Origin of the sequence: Halorubrum sp. CBA1125, from assembly GCF_009742825.1 — an archaeon.
GTDB lineage: Archaea > Halobacteriota > Halobacteria > Halobacteriales > Haloferacaceae > Halorubrum.
The window spans coordinates 87,316-102,777 of record NZ_WPCE01000001.1; the positions used below are offsets into that span (position 1 = coordinate 87,316).

24 protein-coding genes and 2 pseudogenes are annotated in these 15,462 nt (G+C 64.1%); 1 reads left to right on the forward strand and 25 read right to left on the reverse strand.

Annotated features, from left to right (window positions below; genetic code table 11):
* Positions 1-74 precede the first annotated feature (74 nt).
* A complete protein-coding gene (locus GJ633_RS00375; protein ID WP_156586235.1) occupies positions 75-1,685 on the forward strand; it encodes a hypothetical protein in 1,611 nt (536 codons plus the stop codon).
* 164 nt (positions 1,686-1,849) lie between these two features.
* Here the strand turns inward: GJ633_RS00375 and GJ633_RS00380 are convergent, their stop codons facing one another.
* The 25 genes and pseudogenes from GJ633_RS00380 to rpl4lp all read right to left on the reverse strand — a co-directional run.
* Positions 1,850-2,980: a site-specific integrase gene (locus tag GJ633_RS00380; RefSeq protein ID WP_156586237.1), complete on the reverse strand. Its 1,131-nt coding sequence runs from the start codon at positions 2,978-2,980 to the stop codon at positions 1,850-1,852.
* The gene (locus tag GJ633_RS00385; protein ID WP_156586238.1) at positions 2,977-3,567 is read right to left on the reverse strand and encodes a hypothetical protein; all 591 of its coding nucleotides are present in this window, start codon (positions 3,565-3,567) and stop codon (positions 2,977-2,979) included. Before GJ633_RS00385 ends, GJ633_RS00380 begins: the two co-directional genes overlap by 4 nt.
* Before the next feature lie 52 nt (positions 3,568-3,619).
* Positions 3,620-5,095: a preprotein translocase subunit SecY gene (gene secY, locus GJ633_RS00390; RefSeq protein ID WP_156586239.1), complete on the reverse strand. Its 1,476-nt coding sequence runs from the start codon at positions 5,093-5,095 to the stop codon at positions 3,620-3,622.
* Positions 5,096-5,097: 2 nt separating this feature from the next.
* Positions 5,098-5,592, reverse strand: a complete 495-nt coding sequence (locus GJ633_RS00395; RefSeq protein ID WP_156586241.1) for an uL15m family ribosomal protein — start codon at positions 5,590-5,592, stop codon at positions 5,098-5,100.
* The gene (locus tag GJ633_RS00400; protein WP_156586243.1) at positions 5,589-6,053 is read right to left on the reverse strand and encodes a 50S ribosomal protein L30; all 465 of its coding nucleotides are present in this window, start codon (positions 6,051-6,053) and stop codon (positions 5,589-5,591) included. Before GJ633_RS00400 ends, GJ633_RS00395 begins: the two co-directional genes overlap by 4 nt.
* Complete coding sequence (locus tag GJ633_RS00405; RefSeq protein WP_156586245.1) at positions 6,053-6,700, reverse strand: 30S ribosomal protein S5; 648 nt, start codon at positions 6,698-6,700, stop codon at positions 6,053-6,055. Before GJ633_RS00405 ends, GJ633_RS00400 begins: the two co-directional genes overlap by 1 nt.
* On the reverse strand, positions 6,693-7,250 hold the full coding sequence (locus GJ633_RS00410; RefSeq protein WP_156586247.1) for a 50S ribosomal protein L18: 558 nt from the start codon (positions 7,248-7,250) through the stop codon (positions 6,693-6,695). Before GJ633_RS00410 ends, GJ633_RS00405 begins: the two co-directional genes overlap by 8 nt.
* Positions 7,250-7,711, reverse strand: coding sequence for a 50S ribosomal protein L19e (locus GJ633_RS00415; protein ID WP_156586249.1), 462 nt, complete (start codon positions 7,709-7,711; stop codon positions 7,250-7,252). Before GJ633_RS00415 ends, GJ633_RS00410 begins: the two co-directional genes overlap by 1 nt.
* Positions 7,704-8,408 (reverse strand): 50S ribosomal protein L32e, encoded by a 705-nt coding sequence (locus tag GJ633_RS00420; protein WP_156586251.1) that lies wholly within the window; start codon positions 8,406-8,408, stop codon positions 7,704-7,706. The genes GJ633_RS00415 and GJ633_RS00420 overlap by 8 nt, the downstream gene beginning before the upstream one ends.
* Positions 8,409-8,411: 3 nt before the next feature.
* Positions 8,412-8,945, reverse strand: coding sequence for a 50S ribosomal protein L6 (locus GJ633_RS00425; protein WP_156586253.1), 534 nt, complete (start codon positions 8,943-8,945; stop codon positions 8,412-8,414).
* 2 nt (positions 8,946-8,947) lie between these two features.
* Positions 8,948-9,340: a 30S ribosomal protein S8 gene (locus GJ633_RS00430; RefSeq protein ID WP_128903879.1), complete on the reverse strand. Its 393-nt coding sequence runs from the start codon at positions 9,338-9,340 to the stop codon at positions 8,948-8,950.
* A 2-nt stretch (positions 9,341-9,342) separates the two neighbouring features.
* Positions 9,343-9,516, reverse strand: a complete 174-nt coding sequence (locus GJ633_RS00435) for a 30S ribosomal protein S14 (RefSeq protein WP_156586255.1) — start codon at positions 9,514-9,516, stop codon at positions 9,343-9,345.
* Positions 9,513-10,046 (reverse strand): 50S ribosomal protein L5, encoded by a 534-nt coding sequence (locus GJ633_RS00440; protein WP_156586256.1) that lies wholly within the window; start codon positions 10,044-10,046, stop codon positions 9,513-9,515. Before GJ633_RS00440 ends, GJ633_RS00435 begins: the two co-directional genes overlap by 4 nt.
* Positions 10,039-10,785: a 30S ribosomal protein S4e gene (locus tag GJ633_RS00445; protein ID WP_156586258.1), complete on the reverse strand. Its 747-nt coding sequence runs from the start codon at positions 10,783-10,785 to the stop codon at positions 10,039-10,041. The genes GJ633_RS00440 and GJ633_RS00445 overlap by 8 nt, the downstream gene beginning before the upstream one ends.
* On the reverse strand, positions 10,782-11,138 hold the full coding sequence (gene rplX / locus GJ633_RS00450; protein ID WP_156586260.1) for a 50S ribosomal protein L24: 357 nt from the start codon (positions 11,136-11,138) through the stop codon (positions 10,782-10,784). Before rplX ends, GJ633_RS00445 begins: the two co-directional genes overlap by 4 nt.
* A gap of 2 nt (positions 11,139-11,140) precedes the next feature.
* Positions 11,141-11,539, reverse strand: coding sequence for a 50S ribosomal protein L14 (locus GJ633_RS00455; protein ID WP_156586262.1), 399 nt, complete (start codon positions 11,537-11,539; stop codon positions 11,141-11,143).
* Positions 11,539-11,883 carry a 30S ribosomal protein S17 gene (locus GJ633_RS00460; RefSeq protein ID WP_156586264.1) on the reverse strand — a complete coding sequence of 115 codons (345 nt, stop codon included), beginning with the start codon at positions 11,881-11,883 and terminating at the stop codon, positions 11,539-11,541. Before GJ633_RS00460 ends, GJ633_RS00455 begins: the two co-directional genes overlap by 1 nt.
* Complete coding sequence (locus tag GJ633_RS00465) at positions 11,874-12,332, reverse strand: ribonuclease P protein component 1 (RefSeq protein ID WP_156586266.1); 459 nt, start codon at positions 12,330-12,332, stop codon at positions 11,874-11,876. Before GJ633_RS00465 ends, GJ633_RS00460 begins: the two co-directional genes overlap by 10 nt.
* Positions 12,333-12,334: 2 nt before the next feature.
* Complete coding sequence (gene rpmC / locus GJ633_RS00470; RefSeq protein ID WP_156586269.1) at positions 12,335-12,547, reverse strand: 50S ribosomal protein L29; 213 nt, start codon at positions 12,545-12,547, stop codon at positions 12,335-12,337.
* A gap of 2 nt (positions 12,548-12,549) precedes the next feature.
* Positions 12,550-13,487: pseudogene (locus GJ633_RS00475) on the reverse strand (30S ribosomal protein S3).
* Positions 13,487-13,951 carry a 50S ribosomal protein L22 gene (locus GJ633_RS00480; protein ID WP_156586271.1) on the reverse strand — a complete coding sequence of 155 codons (465 nt, stop codon included), beginning with the start codon at positions 13,949-13,951 and terminating at the stop codon, positions 13,487-13,489. Before GJ633_RS00480 ends, GJ633_RS00475 begins: the two are co-directional and overlap by 1 nt.
* Before the next feature lie 2 nt (positions 13,952-13,953).
* A complete protein-coding gene (locus GJ633_RS00485; protein ID WP_156586273.1) occupies positions 13,954-14,379 on the reverse strand; it encodes a 30S ribosomal protein S19 in 426 nt (141 codons plus the stop codon).
* A complete protein-coding gene (locus tag GJ633_RS00490) occupies positions 14,376-15,098 on the reverse strand; it encodes a 50S ribosomal protein L2 (RefSeq protein WP_156586275.1) in 723 nt (240 codons plus the stop codon). Before GJ633_RS00490 ends, GJ633_RS00485 begins: the two co-directional genes overlap by 4 nt.
* A gap of 1 nt (position 15,099) precedes the next feature.
* A complete protein-coding gene (locus tag GJ633_RS00495) occupies positions 15,100-15,354 on the reverse strand; it encodes a 50S ribosomal protein L23 (RefSeq protein ID WP_156586277.1) in 255 nt (84 codons plus the stop codon).
* Positions 15,351-15,462 (reverse strand): annotated as a pseudogene (gene rpl4lp, locus GJ633_RS00500) (50S ribosomal protein L4); the annotation flags it as partial. The gene GJ633_RS00495 and the pseudogene rpl4lp, both read right to left, overlap by 4 nt.

Consider the following 15,462-nt stretch of genomic DNA (forward strand, 5'->3'; position numbering starts at 1 on the left):
GTCACCGAGCGCATTAGAATTTGCGTTCGAAGCGACTCGGAGGCCTGTAGCGGTGTTCAGAGAGGTGAAGAGCGGTGAGTGTCGATAATTTCGATGGCGACAGGACCGCAGACCAGCCGTCAATTATCTACGCCTTTGATGACGGCGATGAAATCCGCGAACTCTGCCGTTCAGGACATGGAAAACCGGGGCCGTCGCCAGGAGATGTTATTGAACGAGATTCTACCCGCTCGAATCCAACCGAACGACTTCCCGAACTCGAACTCCCAGGTGAGCGGGGACTCAAAGAGGATGATTGTGGTGAGGAAATCCCGGTGTTTGCCTGTAGTCAATGCGGGAAGCCGAAGTATCTGGGTCGATGCTGTGGTTCTCCGACCTGCGAGAGAGACTGGCCAGCAGCAGTCAAGCGGAAAAGCATCCGCTTAGCCGGCAAACTCGATTCCCTTAGGCGTAACATCTACGCCCAGTACGATGGGAAGAGGGACGTCGATTTTCAGCACGTAGTTGCCTCACTACCAGACTTCCAAGTTGATTCGAAAAACTCCGTTGATCGTGCACTCCTCGTCCTGAAGACTCTACTTGAAGAGAACTGGCAGATTGACGGCTTTGCGGCGATCTACCATCCCTTCCGAATCAAAAAAGAATACAGGAAGGATCAGTATGAACACGACGGTAAGGAAGGAGAGGGGGATATGACTTGGTCCGATGTACTCGCCAGTGACGATCCCGAGGAGTATCTGAAGTACTCTCCTCATTTCCACCTATTCTTCCCTGCTGTGAGGAAGTCGTTTGATTACTTAGTCGCTGAAGCCGTCGCAGATCAATCTGGTTGGGTCTTTCATCGGATCACCAAAGAAGGCGACAGCAACATCTCGGTACTCGATCTGGAAGATCTCGTTTACCAGGTTACTTATGCATTCTCACACGCTGGAGTCAACGAATGGTCCGCTGACAGAGCTGAGCTTACGAGCCGGATGAAAGGCGGATTACATAATATGTCCGTCTCCGATGAGATCAAAGCTGAGTGTACATCTTACTTCTGCCAGGCAGCACCCAAATTGCTCGGCACAGAGTTCGCTGATCTTAACGAAGCCTCCTGTGATGCTGAGGTGCCAAGCAGCACTGACGAACGTTCAACCTCAACAAAGAGTAGTGAGGAGTGTGATGAAGACAGTTCTGAGTCTGTGTCGACACGGCACAACGGAGACGATTGCCACTCTGAGCAATCGGAAACCGACAGTCAGCAGGTAAAAAACAACGAGTCGGAGACTTCACCAGAGGAGGAATCATCTGCGACTCCCGAGTCAACACAGACGGAAACGATGTCTCCAGCGGACAGTACCTCTAATAGTTCACCTGACGATGGAGAATCACCCAGTTCGTTATCGAACACAACCAAAAGGACTCAATCTAACTCTGGCACTGAAGGTGATACGCCCAACGACGCTGACCCACTGGATCCACCTGCTGTGGATCGGAGATCGCAGTGCGGAGGCGAACTCATCCCGATACACGAAGCCGAAGAGTTGCTCGAAGATCGGGAGTGGTGTGTGAGGGCCAGACACGTCTCAGGTCTCCGGACGGCGATAAAGGAATGGCACCGTCGGAAGGATGGAGAAAAACGTCTAATTTGGCGGAGCGATGGGGTGGGTGGATATTCTCCTACAGTGGTTCAGCTCCACTGAATTGTCCCTGATGAGAGGCATCTCTATCCAGCGCCGCTGAGATACCCCGATTTTAGAACTGTTACCGACACTTGCCGGAACGAACCAAAAATTTCGACCTCGCTCAAACGACCAATGGTCCCTCAAAGCTGTGCAAATAGGGGGTTGTCGCAATAGTAGTAATGCTATTTATTGCCCATTGCCCGTTGATAATCCTCTGCGAGCTGGTCGTCATCGTCTTCGACGTACTCCATCGTCTGTTGAATTTTCGCATGCCCTGCCAATCGCCTCGCTTGGTGAAGGTCAATTTCCTCGCAGTCATTGACCCAGTGGCTAATGGCACTCCGCCTGATTCGATGAGTCGTCACGAACCATTCGTCCACGGTTTCATTAGGCCCAGGGTCAACCGGTCGAAGGGGTCGCTGTATCCCGGCATTTCGGGCCGACTCCTTTACGATATCATTGATGCGTTGCTTGTCCATCTGATCACTGTGCGTTGTGCAGAGGATCTTCCCTTCTTCTGGTTCTACAGATGAGGAGAACGAGTGTCTGACCCGAAAGCACCATCGTCTGAGTTGGAACTTGAACCGTTCCGGGAAATGGACGTTTCTCCGTATTAGATCGGGATGTTCCTCCGGCTTAAGCTTCGCCGACCGAACGTTGATTCGACACTGTTCCCAGTCGATGTTCTCGATCTCCATCCGCTCAATCTCGATACTTCTGCATCCGGTGTACCAATTCAGTCTAACCGCTATTTCATTTCGGAGTCTCGTTTCCTCTTCTTTTCCCGGAATGTGATTAAACAGCTCTTGAACCTTTTCAGGCTTTAGTGCAAGAACCTTATCGGACCGTTCTCGCACACCGTCAATTTCGCTCGGAGAAAGGCTATGCTGCCGCTGATACTCTGAAGTGTTCGCGTGGACACCGTAGTCGTCTTTCAGATTAATACCGCTGTCACCATCACACGGATGGCCATTGGCCAACTCAAGTCGGTCACTAGCTTGGTCGTTGCGGACAATCGAGTAAAAGGACTGGACGGATCGGTAGTAGCTGTCAATAGTCGTATCAGCTAGATCAGTGATGGACTGTAGATATCCTCGTACATCTGGAGTTTCAGCGGCTAATGGATCGATGCTGTTTGCTTCACAGAACGATAGCCAATACCGGACTTCTCGCTGCCGCGTATCGATGGTCGAATCTGACGTTCCTGACTTCTGTTCTCTCAATGAATGTAGATAGAGACCGAGTAGTTCTTCCATTTCACTCCCGATTTGCTTGTCCTCGGGACTGGTGTATTTCCCGTCTTCGTCCCTCATAGTCGGACCCAGTGCCTATCTCCGTCCTCAACTACGCTATGGACGGGCTCGGTAGTGTTCGTCTCTACATAGATGAGCGCCTGCCTGGTCAAGGCGGGGGGCTCATCAAGTTTGTCGGCGATAGTCTCAGCGCGTCCATCAATCTCACCCATTGCCGCGCGGCGACGTGCTAACTCCAATTTCTCGCTGATGCTAGGATTCCCACCATACTCCTCCTGCATCCGTTCAGGAATAGGTAGTGTTGGAATGTGTTCAACCGAGTTCATTGCTACCCTGCTCACCTCGCCCTCATCGAATGTCCCAGGGGCCTCGTCATCGTCGAGTCTTTCATGGATAGCACTAACAGCATCCTGTAAGGTGTCGAGCTGGGTTGTGATTTCACCGAGGTCGATGTCTGCGGTAACGTCCCTGTTGAGCTCCTCAATACTGTCCCGGTGAATGTATTCGTCTCTAATTTCCCTATCGACAGCACGTCGTACTAGAGAAGTGAGGCTCTCTCCGTCATCAAGTGCGTCCCGCCACTCCTCCTTCTTTTGTGGAGGGACTCTGACGTTGAGCTTGACTTTACTGTGATTACCGTCGGCCATACCGACGGCTACGCAGAACTAAAAAATAAACACTGGGGACACAGCGTGTCCCCTAATCGCCAAACATCTGGCGCATCATCGGGTGCATCTCCATGAGCTGCTCTTCGGCGATCTCCTCGTACAGCTTGTACGTGATAGAGACCGCGAGCAGCAGCCCGGTGCCGGAGACCTGACCGATGGTACCGAGGAGGTTCGCCATCACGGCGAGCAGCCCGACGAGGGCGCCGCCGATGACGGTCACCTGCGGGATGTACCGCTCCATGACCTTCTCGACGACCTGCGGGTTCCGCCGGAACCCGGGGATCTGCATCCCGGAGTTCTGGATCTGTTCGGCCGTCGCCTCCGGTCCCATCCCGGTCGTCTCGACCCAGAAGATCGCGAAGATCGCGCCGCCGACGATCATGAACGTCAGGTCGACGGTGAGCCGGACGGCGATCATCCAGGGTTCGATGGACGCCGGGATCTCGCCGAGGAACCACATCCACTCCGTGCGCGCCTGGATGGGGTTCAGGTAGTAAAACAGCCCGGAGATGGGCTGTCCCTGCTCGCTGTACGTCCCGAGCCACGCCGGCATCCCCGCCCACTGCGAGGAGAGGATCTGTCCGAAGAACTGGATGTTCGCCTGCAGCGCGCGGACGAGGATCATCGGCAGGACGGACGCGTAGATGAGCTTCACCGGGAAGCGACCCCGAGCGCCCTTCACGCGCGCGTGTGACAGCGGGATCTCGACGCGGACCGACTCCGCGTACACGACGATCCCGAAGATGAAGAGCGTGGTGAACAGCGCGAGGATGTTCCCCGGGTCGAAGAGCAGGTTCTGGAGCCCCTCGGACGTGAACGGCGAGAGCGTGACGGGGATGTCGCCGACAATCAGCCCGTACCAGCTCGCAAAGAAGCCGGACGCGCCGAGCGCCGAGAAGCTGAAGAACCCGCCGACGATCTGCTGGCTCACCGACGCGATGATGAACAGTCCGACCCCGGAGCCGACCCCCCACTTGCTCACGATCTCGTCCATGAACAGAATGAGGATACCGCCGATGAAGATCTGCACGAATATCAGCATCTGCACGCCGAACGTGCCGATCCCGAGCGCCTGACCGACCGCCGCGTCGGCCGGCAGGAACGACCCGGTGAACACCATCGGCGCGGCCGTGATCGCGGTGACGATGATCACCAGCAGCTTCTGGAGACCCTGGTACAGGATCTGATCGCGGGGGTCGTCCGTGTCGAGCCCGAGGAGGTTCGCACCGCCCAACAGCTGGAGGACGATGGACGCCGTGACGATCGGTCCGATACCGACCTGTAGCAGCGAGCCGGACGAGCCGGCGAGTACCGACCGGAACTGCCCGAAGAAGTCGGATCCCTGACCGATGGCCAACCCGAACGGGTTGATGTTCGTCAGGAAGAAGTAGACGATCAGGATACCGGCGGTCCACGTGAGCTTCCGCTTGAACGGGACGTGACCCGCGGGCCGCTCGACGACGGGCATCCGCGAGAGCACCGGTTCGGCGACCTCCTTCCAGCTCATAATTACGCCTCGTCGGCCTCGTCGTCGGAAGTGTCTTCTGATTCGGCAGCGGTCTCGGCGCGCTCGGAGAGCGTCGCCTCGCCGCCGGCCTCCTCGATGAGTTCGACCGCGCCGGCGGTGAAGGCGTCGGCGGTGACGCGCAGCTCGTTACGGACCTGGCCGCCGCCGAGCACCTTCACGACGTCGGCGTCGTAGCCGTCGTCGACGACGTCGCGCGCGTCGATCACGTACGCGTCGCCGTCCGCCGCCGCGACGTCCTCGGCGGCGTACAGCGCCGCGTCCTCGTCGAGCTTCTGGACCTTCACCTCGAGGACCTCCGTCTGGGAGTCCTCGGGCCGCTTGAAGCCGTGCTTCCCGAGCGGACCGTAGTTGTGGTACTCGTGTTTGGAGCGACCGGCCGCGCCGCGGCCGCCGCGGTGACCGGCGCCGCGCCGGTTCTTGTGCGTACCGCCGCCGTGGGTCCGTGACCCGCGCTGTCTGCGTTTCTTGTCGGTCATCGCATGGCCTCCAGGAGGCGGTCGATCTCCTCCGTGGTGTGTCGACCGAGCTCGCCCCCCTCGGTCACGGGGTGTTTGATGCCGTCGTGGCCGCCGCGCGGCGCGTGGAGCCGCAGCGTCGGGGAGACGCCCTGCTCGCGCAGCGTCGTCTCCTCGGCGACGAGCGCCTCGGCCAGCGCCTCGAGGTCGGCGTAATCGGTGTGTTCGTCGATCCACGCGTCGTCGAGGTCGGCCGAGCCCTCCAGGGGCTCGCCGCGTCGCGCGATCGTCCGCGCGACGGCGTCGACGCTCGGCTCGCCGAAGGCGACGACGTCGTTGACCTTCGTGATCATCCCGCGGTAGGAGTCCGTATCGGGGACGAACGTCGCGTGGTTGACGCGCCCGACGTTCAGCATGTCGAGCGTGTCCGCGACGCCGGACCCGACGTTGACGTCGCCGCGGATCTGCACGACCGCCTGCATCACTCGCTCACCTCGTCGTAGTGGACCTCACGCGCGTGTTGGGGCGTGCGGGACTGCGCCGCGTTCTCCAAGGCGTTGAACGTCGCCTTCGCGAGGTTCACCGTCGTGCGCGTGTTGCCGTCGGAGCTGGTCCAGGCGTCCTCGACGCCGGCGAGCTCCAAGATGTTCCGGACCGTCTCCGCCGCGGCCAAGCCGAGCCCCTGCGGGGCGGGCTTGATCTCGACGGTGACCGAGCCGGCCTTCCCCTCCGCCTTGCGGGTGAGGGAGTTGGTGCCGCCGGGCTGGTCCTCCCAGGACCCGGAGCCGCGGTCGACCTTGATCACGTTCAGCTTCGCGACGTCGATCGCCTTCTGGATCGCGCCGCCGACCTGGTCGTCGCGGGCCTGCGCGTAGCCCAGGTAGCCGTCGCGGTTGCCCACCGCCACGACACACCGAAACTTCACGCGGCGGCCGGAGTCGGTCATGCGCTGGACCATGTTGATGTCCAGCACCTCGTCTTCGAGCCCCGGGAGGAGCTGGTCGACGATCTCCGCCTCCTTCAGCGGGAGCCCGGAGTCGAGCGCCTGTTCCATCGACGTGATGTCGCCGTCCTGTACCTTGCGGCCGAGCCGCGTCCGCGGTTCCCAGCCGTCGTCGTGTCTACTCATGGTCCTCCTGGATTGTCGCGAGCACGGAATCGAAGTGCTCGGGTAAGTCGGCGGCGTCGAACTCCCCGCTGTACAGCGGCTCGTCGAGCTGCTCGGCGTACGCGGCGATGTGCTCGCCACGCGTGCGCGACCAGTCGGCCAGCACGTCGTCGTTGTGGGGGATCTCGAGGCCGGCGTCGATCGCTCCTTCCTGTACCGCGAACGTCTTGTTGCCGGGCGTCGCCGTGTTGAGCCCGATGTCGAGGACGGCCTCGGAGAGGCCGGCGTCGACGGCGCGGGCGCCCGCGAGGAACCCGGTGAGGTACGCGCTGGGGAGGTTGCCCGTGGGGGCGTCCCAGCCGTACGCCGCGAGTTCCTCGCTGGAGGCGGCCGCGTGGGTCTCGTCGCCGTCGGGTCCGGGAGTTACCAGCTGCGCCCTGACGTGAGCGTTGCTCACCCGGGCGACCAGGCGAGGCTTGCCCGATTTCAGCAGGCGCAACCTCTGGTGGTAATCCGTCCGGACCTCGCGGCGGCGCCGCATCGGCACCTTGTATCGTGGTCCTGTCGCCATTAGTCCGTCACCTCGTAACCGTACTGCGTCTCGATGTACGCCTCGAGCCGGGCGACGTCTTCGAAGTCGCCACCGCTCGCCTTGTTGTACAGCGTGCGGTACTCGGAGGCGTCTAAGACGTCCTCCTCGTCTCGAAGCTCCTTCAGGCGGGCCCGCTGTGCGCGGATCCGCGCCTTCCAGTCGTCTTTCGTGCTCTGTCGCGCGCCCGACTGCCCCTTGCGGGAGCCGGCGCCCGACTGGTGGCCGTACGAGCGCTTTTCGGCGCGCTCGCGGGCGCGACCGCGGGAGTTGGTCTTCGCGTCCTTCGCGCGGATCGTGCCCTGGTCGATCAGCTCGCGGATGTCCTCGCGGGTGATCGCGTCGGCGATCTCCTCTTGGGCGTCGGGATCGAGCCAGACGCGGCCCTTGCCGACGTCCAGCTCGTCCGCGGCGAGCCGCTTCTGTGCCTTCAGGTCACTCATCGTCCACCTCCACCTCGACGTACGTCGGGTTCAGCACGCGAATGCCGCGCTCTTCGGCCTCGTCTTCGATCAGCTCGCGCTTGCGCGCGCCGACCTTGGAGGCGATCCGCACCGCCTGCGTGTCGCCGTCGACGCCCTCGAGGTCGTCCGTGTTGTGCACGCGGACCTCCTCGAAGCCGCTCGGGTGCAGGCCGCGGGCCGCCTCCGGCGAGCGGAAGCCCGCCTCGACGACGGGGCCCTTCGCTTTCATGCGGCGGCGCTGCTTGGAGAGCCCGCCGCGCGGCTTGCGCCACGACGTCGGGATCCGCTTTTTCTTGTGGTAGTCCTGCCGGTTGAACTGGGGTTTCCCCTCGCGGTGCTTCTGTGCGAGCGCGCGAGCGGTCTCGGCGTCCAGTGCCGGCGTCTTGTCGGCGTGGCCGCGGGGGCGAAGCTCCGTCTCGACGTCCTCGGCTTCGTCGGCCGCCTCCGACTCCGCGGGCGTCTCGTCTTCGATCTCCGCTTCGGCCTCCTCGTCGACCTCCAGGCCGCCGACGTCGGCTTTGATACGCGCGGCGAGCGCGTTGCCGACGCCGTCGACCTCGGCGAGCTCCGACTGGGAGGCGGCCTTCACGTCCTCGACCGTCTCGTAGCCGGCCTCGCGAAGCGCGTCCGCCTTCGAGGGACCGACACCGCTGATGTCTTCGAGTTCATCTGCCATCGGTTAGGCACCTCCGGTGGGCTTCTCGACGATGTACACGCCGTCCTGAAAGACGCGCGTGTCCTTGTCGGTCACCTTCGTCAGCTGTTCGATGTCGGCGGCGGTCTGCCCCACGGCCTCCTTGTCGGGGCCGGAGAGCGTGACCGTCTCGCCGTCGACCTGTACGTCCGTGTCCCCGCGGATGGGGGTGCGTCGCTCCGCCCGCTCGCCGAGGAAGTTCTCGATGACGACCTCGTCGCCCTCCACGGTCACCTGCATCGGGAAGTGGGCGTAGTACACTTCCATCGTGTACTCCCACCCGTCGGTGACGCCGTGGATCATGTTGGCGACGTGGCTCTCGAACGTGCCGACCGTGGCGTTGGTCTTCGCGTCCTCGTTCTCGGCGACGATAGCGACGACACCGTCCTCGACCGTGACCTCCACGTCGGGGTACCAGAGGCGTCGCGTGACGCTCCCGTTGGGCCCCTCGACGGTGAGATCGAGGTGGTCGATCTCGGCGGCGACGTCGTCCGGAATCTCGATTTCGACTCTGTTCATAGTTAGTAGACGTATGCGATCACCTGGCCACCGATGCCCTGTTCGCGGGCCTCGTAGTGGCTCATGACGCCGTGGCTCGTCGTGACGATGAGCGTCCCGTAGTCGCGGGCGGGGAGGTACCGCTTCTCCCACTTCTCGAACTCGTCTGCGCCCGCGGAGTAGCGGGGCTTGACGGCGCCACACTCGTTGATCGCGCCTTTCAGTTCGACCTCGAACTTCCCGGCTTTCCCGTCGTCGACGTACTCGAAGCCGTCGACGTACCCGCGGTCGTAGAGGACCTCGAGGACGGAGCCGATGATGTTGGAGGCGGGCTCAACCGTGTACGACAGGTGGCCAACGCTCTCGGCGTTGTCCATGCCGGCGAGCGCGTTGGTGAATGGATCGTTTCCTGTCATGATTAGCTGTACTTCTCGAATCCCATGTCTCGGGCGACCTCGCGGAAGCACTGCCGGCAGAGGTTGATGTCGTACTTGCCGACGAGCCCCTGCTCGCGGTCGCACCGCCGGCACGTGTGCCGGGAGTCGGTGCGCTTCGTGGCGTGTTCGCCCGTGTCGTTGTTCGCTTCGCTCATTCGGTTACCTCGACGTCGAAGTTCGTCTCGAGGAACGCGGCGGCGTCCTCGGCGGTCATCCGGTGGCTGGACGGGATCGACGCCGTCGCCTTGTCGCGTTTCGAGACCCGGTAGCCCGGCCGGACGATCGTCGTCGTCACGTCGAGCCCGTAGATGCCGATGTTCGGGTCGTACTCCTGGCTCGGGAAGTCGGTGTGGTCTTCGATCCCGAAGCTCAGGTTCCCCGTGTCGTCGAACTGGCTCGCCGAGAGGTCGACGAGGTCCAGCGCGGTCTCGAGGAACGCGTGAGCGTCCTCCCCGCGCAGCGTCACCTTGACGCCGATCGGGTCGCCCTTGCGGATGCCGAACTCGGCGATCGTGCTCGTCGCGGTGGTCCGGACCGACTGCTGGCCCGTGATCGCCTCGATGATCGCCTCGGCGTCGGCGAGCGGCTCACCGCCCTGGCCGACGCCCATGTGGACGACGACCTTCTCCAAGGTCGGCTCGCGCATGTCGTGGAAGCCGGCGTCGGAGTCGGTGGATTCACTCATCAGAATCACCCGCCTCGTCGGCGTCTGCCGCGTCCGCGTCGGCGCCGTCGTCGGTGAAGTTCTCGTCGATCACGACGACGTACTCCTCGACCGTCTCGTAGCCGTCGGCGCCGTCGTCGACGGCGACCGTGTTCGAGCCGGAGCCGAGCGTCACGTCGATCACGTCGACCTCGCCGATCTGGCCGGCGTGCTGGCCGGCGACGGCGGTGACGAGCGCGCCCTCCTCGTACTCGAAGTGGGCGACGATCTCCTTCGACTCGTTGTCGACGATGATCGAGTCTTTCGTGTCGTACTCGCTGTCCGCGTCGACGCGGACGTTCGTCCCGTCGTGGAGCGTCAACTGGACGTCGCCGCCGGGGACGACGGTCTTGTTCGTGATCTTCCCGAGCCGGCTCCCCGCGGCCGCCTCGTCGATCGCGGTCAGCGCGAGCCGACCGCCCTCGTCGGGGAACACGCGGAAGAACTCGTCGCGGTCGGGGAACGCCAGGATGTCGAACATCCCGATCGGACGCTGCTCGTCCGAGATCGCGTCCCCGTTGACGAGGACCGCGTCGTTGTTCAGCGCGTAGCGCGCCTCCTTCGTCGAGTCGACGTAGCCGAGCACGTCCCGTAACAGGACGACGAGCGGCACGCCCGCCTCGCCGTGGGGGCCCGCGCCCGCCTTGACGGTGAACGTGTCGGTCTTGCGCTCGACCGGCCAGGAGTTCGGTACTGACAGTCGCTTCTGGTGTCGCGTCATTCGTTGTCCTCCCGGAGACGCGCCTCACGGCGGTCGTCTTCGAGGTCCAGTTCGGTCACCCGGACGTTGCTCGCCGGGAGCGGGCGAGGAACCTCCTCCCCGTCCGCCTTCTCGACGGTGACGTCCTCGACGGCGATCCGCTCTGCGGACAGGTCGACGGAGACGACCTCCGCCTCCGTGCCGGCCGCGTCGCCGCGAAGCACCTCGACGGTGTCGCCGGCGTTGACGCGGACGTTCCGCTGGCCGTACTCCTCGCGGAGCTCCGCCGTGAGGGTGGCCCGGACCTGGTTTTGCCGCTCGTGCAGCGGCGCGGTCTCCGACCGTTTTCGTTGTTTGCGTGGCTGTTTCGTCATAGTTAGACGATCATCGTCGCGGTCGAGGCGATACTCCCGAATCGTTCGGCGACCTCGCGGGCGACGGGGCCTTTAATCTCCGTGCCCCGCGGCTCCTCGAGGTCGTCGATGATGACGGCCGCGTTGTCCTCGAACTTCACGCGGGTTCCGCTCGGACGGCGGATCGGCTTGCGCTGGCGGACGACGACCGCCTCCAGCACCTGCCGCCGCATCTCCGGGGTCCCCTTGGTGACCGAGACGGTCACCTTGTCGCCGATACCCGCCTTCGGGTGGCGGTTCTTCGTGCCGGAGTAGCCCGACACGGAGATCACCTTCAGCTCACGGGCGCCGGTGTTGTCGGCGCACGCGATGAGCGAGCCCTTCGAGAGGCCCTGGGTGACGTCGGCCTTGAGGGCCTCCATCACCGATCACCCGAGCGGTTCTCGACGACGACGTGGGACTTCGTCTTCGAGAGCGGTCGCGTCTCCGCGATCGTCACTTCGTCACCGACTTCGAGCGGCTCGAGCACGCCCGGCACGTGTGCCGGGATGCGCGAGCGACGCTTCATGTACCGGTCGTATTTCGGTACGAACACGTCGTACTCCCGCTCGACGATGACGGTCTTTTCCATATCCGTCGACACGACCGTTCCCTCGCGGGTCTGGCCGCGGACGGAGAGCTGCCCGTAGAACGGGCACTTCTCGTAGTCGTAATCCTCCGGGTTGTCTGGCTCCGGAGGCGTGGGTACGTCGATTCCTATCGCCATTGTGTGACACCTCGTTCGGTGCGTTCGGCGGGTCGATGCCGCAGCCGATCGCCATCCACCGTTACGTAGACCACGTCTTTGCACTCGCCGCGTCGGCTCGCCGAGCCCGCGCCGTCACCGTCGACGGCGCTCGTGGACTCGGACGGGCCAGACTGACGGGGGCGGACCCCCGTAGTATCCGACCCGAGTTGGGACGTAGACCCCGACGACTGGCCGTCGTCGGCGGCTTCATCTGTGCGGGCTGTCGGTCGATCGACGACCGCGAACTCGAACGTCGTGCCCGCCTTGGGCACGCGTTTGTCCCCCGACCCCGTCCGGACCACGAGGGTCCCGAACGTCTCGGACAGCACGCGACCGGCGACGCCGGCGTGGGCGTCGCTGTCGGCGTCGGCCACCCGAACCGGGAGGCCGACGAGTTCGTGCCGGACGAGCGTCTCGGGGGAGATCATCGTTACTCGTCCTCGAAGTCGCCTTCTTCCTGCTGGATCGTCTTGATCCGCGCGATCGTCTTTTTCAGCTCCTTGACGCGCCCCGGGCTCTCCGGCATGCCGCCGGCCGCCCGCTGCGCCTTCGAGTTGAGCAGTTCCGTCTCGAGCTCCTCGAGTTCGACCTGCCGCTCGGCGGCGGTCATGTCGCGGATCTCGTCGGTGTAGAGTATCGCCATCGTTACTCGTCCTCCTCGGCGTCGTCGTCGGCCGCCTCCATCTCGGCGACGAGGTCGGCGGCCTCGGACTCGATCTCCTCGTCGAGCTCGTCGAGCTCGTCGGCGTCCGCGTCGCCGACCGGCTCCTCGGCGGCGACGTCGGTCGCCTCCGTGGCCGTGCCCTGCGTCTCCTCGACGACCTCCTCGACGACCTCCTCGTCGATGACGTCGGCGGGGTCCTCGTCGGGCACCGCGACGTCCTCGTCGCGCCGACGTCCGGCACCTCCTCGGGCTCCTCTTCGAGGAGCGCCTCGACGCCCTCGTCGTCGCCGGCGGCGGCCGCCTGCTCGACCTCCGGGACCTCGGCGTCCTCGCGGACGTCGAAGTCGTCCGGGAGCGTCGCGCCCGGCGGGATGATCTTCACGTTGACGCCGATCGTCCCGAGCTTCATGACCGCGACGCCCTGGCCGTGGTCGACGACCTCCTCGGCGGGCTCGCCGTTGTGTTTGATGTAGCCGCGGTTGAACTTCTCGACGCGCGAGCGGGCGCCGGTGACCTTGCCGGAGAGGACGATCTCGGCGCCGAGCGCGCCCGCGTCCATGATCCGGTCGATCGTGGTGTGGCCCGCCTTCCGGAAGTACCAGCCCCGTTCGAGGGCGTTCGCGAGCCGGTCCGCGACGATCTGGGCGTTCAGGTCGGGTTCGTCGACCTCCTGTACGTCGATCTGCGGGTCGTCCATGTCGAACCGTTCCTCGAGCTCGGTGGTGATCTTGCGGATGTTCTTCCCGCCCTTCCCGATCACCATGCCGGGCTTTTCGGCCTTCAAGACGATCTGCGTGCCCATCGGCGTCTGGGCGACGTCCATGCCGCCGTAGCCGGCACGGCCGAGCTCGTCCGCGAAGAACTCGTCGATCTGCGACCGACGAAGGCCGTCTTCGATGAATTGGTGTTCGTCTGCCATTAGTTTTCAGCCTCCGGCTCCTCGATGATGAGTTCGACGTCCGCGAGCGTGGTGTTCCACTGGGTCGCCCCCGCGGCCCGCGGGTTCCGCCCGGGGCGTTCGCCGACCTTGTGGGGGGCGACGTGTTTGATCACCATCTCGTCGCCGTCGAACCCCTGTTCGTCCGCGTTGTTCTTCACGTTCTCCAAGAGCTTGAGGAAGTCCTTCGCGGCCTTCTCGGGGTAGCGGCCGGCGTCCCAGCCGTCGATGTCCGAGCGGTGGCCCGCGCCGGCGCTGTGCTGGCGCATCGGCACCGACGTCTCCTCGTCGATGACCGCCTGGAGGTACTCCTCGGCGTCGGCGACCGTCTCGCCTTTGATCTCTCGGGATATCTCCTTGCTGTCCTTCACGCTGATGGGCCGGTCGCGGAGCATCCCCTTGGCGGTGGTCTCCGGGTCGGCCTCGACGCTGTAGCTGATTCCCATGGTTACTTGAGGGGCACGAACTTCGAGGACCGGGTCGCGCCGATGCCGGCCTGACCGTGTTCGACGGTGCTTCGGGTGAGGTGGAACTCGCCGAGGTAGTGTCCGATCATCTCGGGGTCGACCTGCACGCGTTCGAAGCTGTGTCCGTTGTACACGGCGAACGTGACGCCGACGAACTCCGGCAGGATCGGCATGTCACGCAGGTGCGTCCGGATCGGGTCGTCGGCCGTCGTCTCCGGGTCACGGCTCCGGACCGTCTCCAGCAGCTTCTGCTGTTCGGTCCCCAGTCCGCGAACGATGGTTCGCCGCTGGCGTGCGGGGAGCAGTTCCGCGACTTCGTCTACGTCCATCTCCTGCAGCTCGTCGAGCGAGTGACCGCGGTAGGCGAACTCCTCGCCCTCGCGGCCGGTGCGGTAGTCTGAACTCATTTGTCGCCACCTCGTCCGGTGCGCTTGGATGCGATGTCACCGACCTTCCGTCCCGGCGGGGCGTCCCGCGAGACCGACTTCGGCTGGCCGGGGTGTTGGCGACCGCCCCCGCCGAAGGGGTGGTCGACGGCGTTCATCGCGACGCCGCGCACGCGCGGGTACTTGGTCCCGCGCGCTTTCATCTTGTGGTGCTTGTTGCCGGCCTTCACGAACGGCTTCTCCGTCCGACCGCCGCCGGCGACCACGCCGATCGTGGCGCGGCACTGCGGGTCGAGCCGCTTGACCTGGCCGCTCGGCAGCTGGACGACCGCGACGTCGCGGTCGTGGGTGAGAAGCGTCGCCGACACGCCGGAGGCGCGCGCGAACTTCCCGCCGTCGCCGCGGTTGCTCTCGACGTTACACACGGGCACGCCCTCGGGGATCTCCGCCAGCGGGAGCGTGTTGCCGGGCTTGATCTCCGCCGAGACGCCGACCTGGATCGTCTCGCCCACGCGCACGCCCTCGGGGGCGAGCACGAGGCGCCGGTCGTCGTCCTCGAACGCGACCTCCGCGAGCGGCGCCGAGCGCGCCGGGTCGTGTTCGATCCCGACGATCTCGCCGGTGACCGTGTCCGCGTCTTCGAGCGTCTTGTGCGACAGTTCCGCCTTGTAGCGGTGGGAGGGGGCCCGGAACGTCGGGCCGCCGCGTCCACGCCGCTGTCCCTGAATTCGTCGTCCCATCTTAGAACACCCCGATACGCGAGGCGACGTCGGTCGCGTCGTCGTCCTCGGAGAGCGTGACCGTCGCCTTCTTTGTCCCCTTCGAGGTCACCTGCGTGTTCACGTCGACGACGCGCACGTCGTACCGCTCGGAGACCTCGTCGCGGATCTCCGGCTTGGTGGCGTCGACGTCGACGACGAACAGCAGCTTGTTCTTGAAGTCCATCTCGTTCATCGCCTGCTCGGTGACGAGCGGGTGCTCGATGATCGAGTTCATCGGTCGGCCACCTCCGCGACGGCGCTTTCGGTCCACAGCGTGAGTCGGCCCGGGTGCGCGCCGGGCGCGAGGTCTTCCGCGTTGACCTCGGCGGCGGTCGCGACGTCG

Excerpts from the sequence above, each read along its gene's own strand:
- GJ633_RS00445 (WP_156586258.1), bottom strand. The coding sequence starts at position 10,785 with ATGACGCGACACCAGAAGCGACTGTCAGTACCGAACTCCTGGCCGGTC.
- GJ633_RS00430 (WP_128903879.1), bottom strand. The coding sequence starts at position 9,340 with ATGACAGGAAACGATCCATTCACCAACGCGCTCGCCGGCATGGACAAC.
- GJ633_RS00485 (WP_156586273.1), bottom strand. The coding sequence starts at position 14,379 with ATGAGTTCAGACTACCGCACCGGCCGCGAGGGCGAGGAGTTCGCCTAC.
- secY (WP_156586239.1), bottom strand. The coding sequence starts at position 5,095 with ATGAGCTGGAAGGAGGTCGCCGAACCGGTGCTCTCGCGGATGCCCGTC.
- GJ633_RS00385 (WP_156586238.1), bottom strand. The coding sequence starts at position 3,567 with ATGGCCGACGGTAATCACAGTAAAGTCAAGCTCAACGTCAGAGTCCCT.
- GJ633_RS00400 (WP_156586243.1), bottom strand. The coding sequence starts at position 6,053 with ATGCAGGCGGTCGTGCAGATCCGCGGCGACGTCAACGTCGGGTCCGGC.
- rplX (WP_156586260.1), bottom strand. The coding sequence starts at position 11,138 with ATGACGAAACAGCCACGCAAACAACGAAAACGGTCGGAGACCGCGCCG.
- GJ633_RS00415 (WP_156586249.1), bottom strand. The coding sequence starts at position 7,711 with ATGAGTGACCTGAAGGCACAGAAGCGGCTCGCCGCGGACGAGCTGGAC.
- GJ633_RS00395 (WP_156586241.1), bottom strand. The coding sequence starts at position 5,592 with ATGACCGACAAGAAACGCAGACAGCGCGGGTCACGGACCCACGGCGGC.
- rpmC (WP_156586269.1), bottom strand. The coding sequence starts at position 12,547 with ATGGCGATACTCTACACCGACGAGATCCGCGACATGACCGCCGCCGAG.
- GJ633_RS00460 (WP_156586264.1), bottom strand. The coding sequence starts at position 11,883 with ATGGCGATAGGAATCGACGTACCCACGCCTCCGGAGCCAGACAACCCG.
- GJ633_RS00480 (WP_156586271.1), bottom strand. The coding sequence starts at position 13,951 with ATGGGAATCAGCTACAGCGTCGAGGCCGACCCGGAGACCACCGCCAAG.
- GJ633_RS00440 (WP_156586256.1), bottom strand. The coding sequence starts at position 10,046 with ATGAGTGAATCCACCGACTCCGACGCCGGCTTCCACGACATGCGCGAG.
- GJ633_RS00455 (WP_156586262.1), bottom strand. The coding sequence starts at position 11,539 with ATGGAGGCCCTCAAGGCCGACGTCACCCAGGGCCTCTCGAAGGGCTCG.
- GJ633_RS00435 (WP_156586255.1), bottom strand. The coding sequence starts at position 9,516 with ATGAGCGAAGCGAACAACGACACGGGCGAACACGCCACGAAGCGCACC.
- GJ633_RS00420 (WP_156586251.1), bottom strand. The coding sequence starts at position 8,408 with ATGGCAGATGAACTCGAAGACATCAGCGGTGTCGGTCCCTCGAAGGCG.
- GJ633_RS00405 (WP_156586245.1), bottom strand. The coding sequence starts at position 6,700 with ATGAGTAGACACGACGACGGCTGGGAACCGCGGACGCGGCTCGGCCGC.
- GJ633_RS00495 (WP_156586277.1), bottom strand. The coding sequence starts at position 15,354 with ATGAACTCGATCATCGAGCACCCGCTCGTCACCGAGCAGGCGATGAAC.
- GJ633_RS00425 (WP_156586253.1), bottom strand. The coding sequence starts at position 8,945 with ATGAACAGAGTCGAAATCGAGATTCCGGACGACGTCGCCGCCGAGATC.
- GJ633_RS00490 (WP_156586275.1), bottom strand. The coding sequence starts at position 15,098 with ATGGGACGACGAATTCAGGGACAGCGGCGTGGACGCGGCGGCCCGACG.
- GJ633_RS00410 (WP_156586247.1), bottom strand. The coding sequence starts at position 7,250 with ATGGCGACAGGACCACGATACAAGGTGCCGATGCGGCGCCGCCGCGAG.
- GJ633_RS00465 (WP_156586266.1), bottom strand. The coding sequence starts at position 12,332 with ATGATCTCCCCCGAGACGCTCGTCCGGCACGAACTCGTCGGCCTCCCG.
- GJ633_RS00380 (WP_156586237.1), bottom strand. The coding sequence starts at position 2,980 with ATGAGGGACGAAGACGGGAAATACACCAGTCCCGAGGACAAGCAAATC.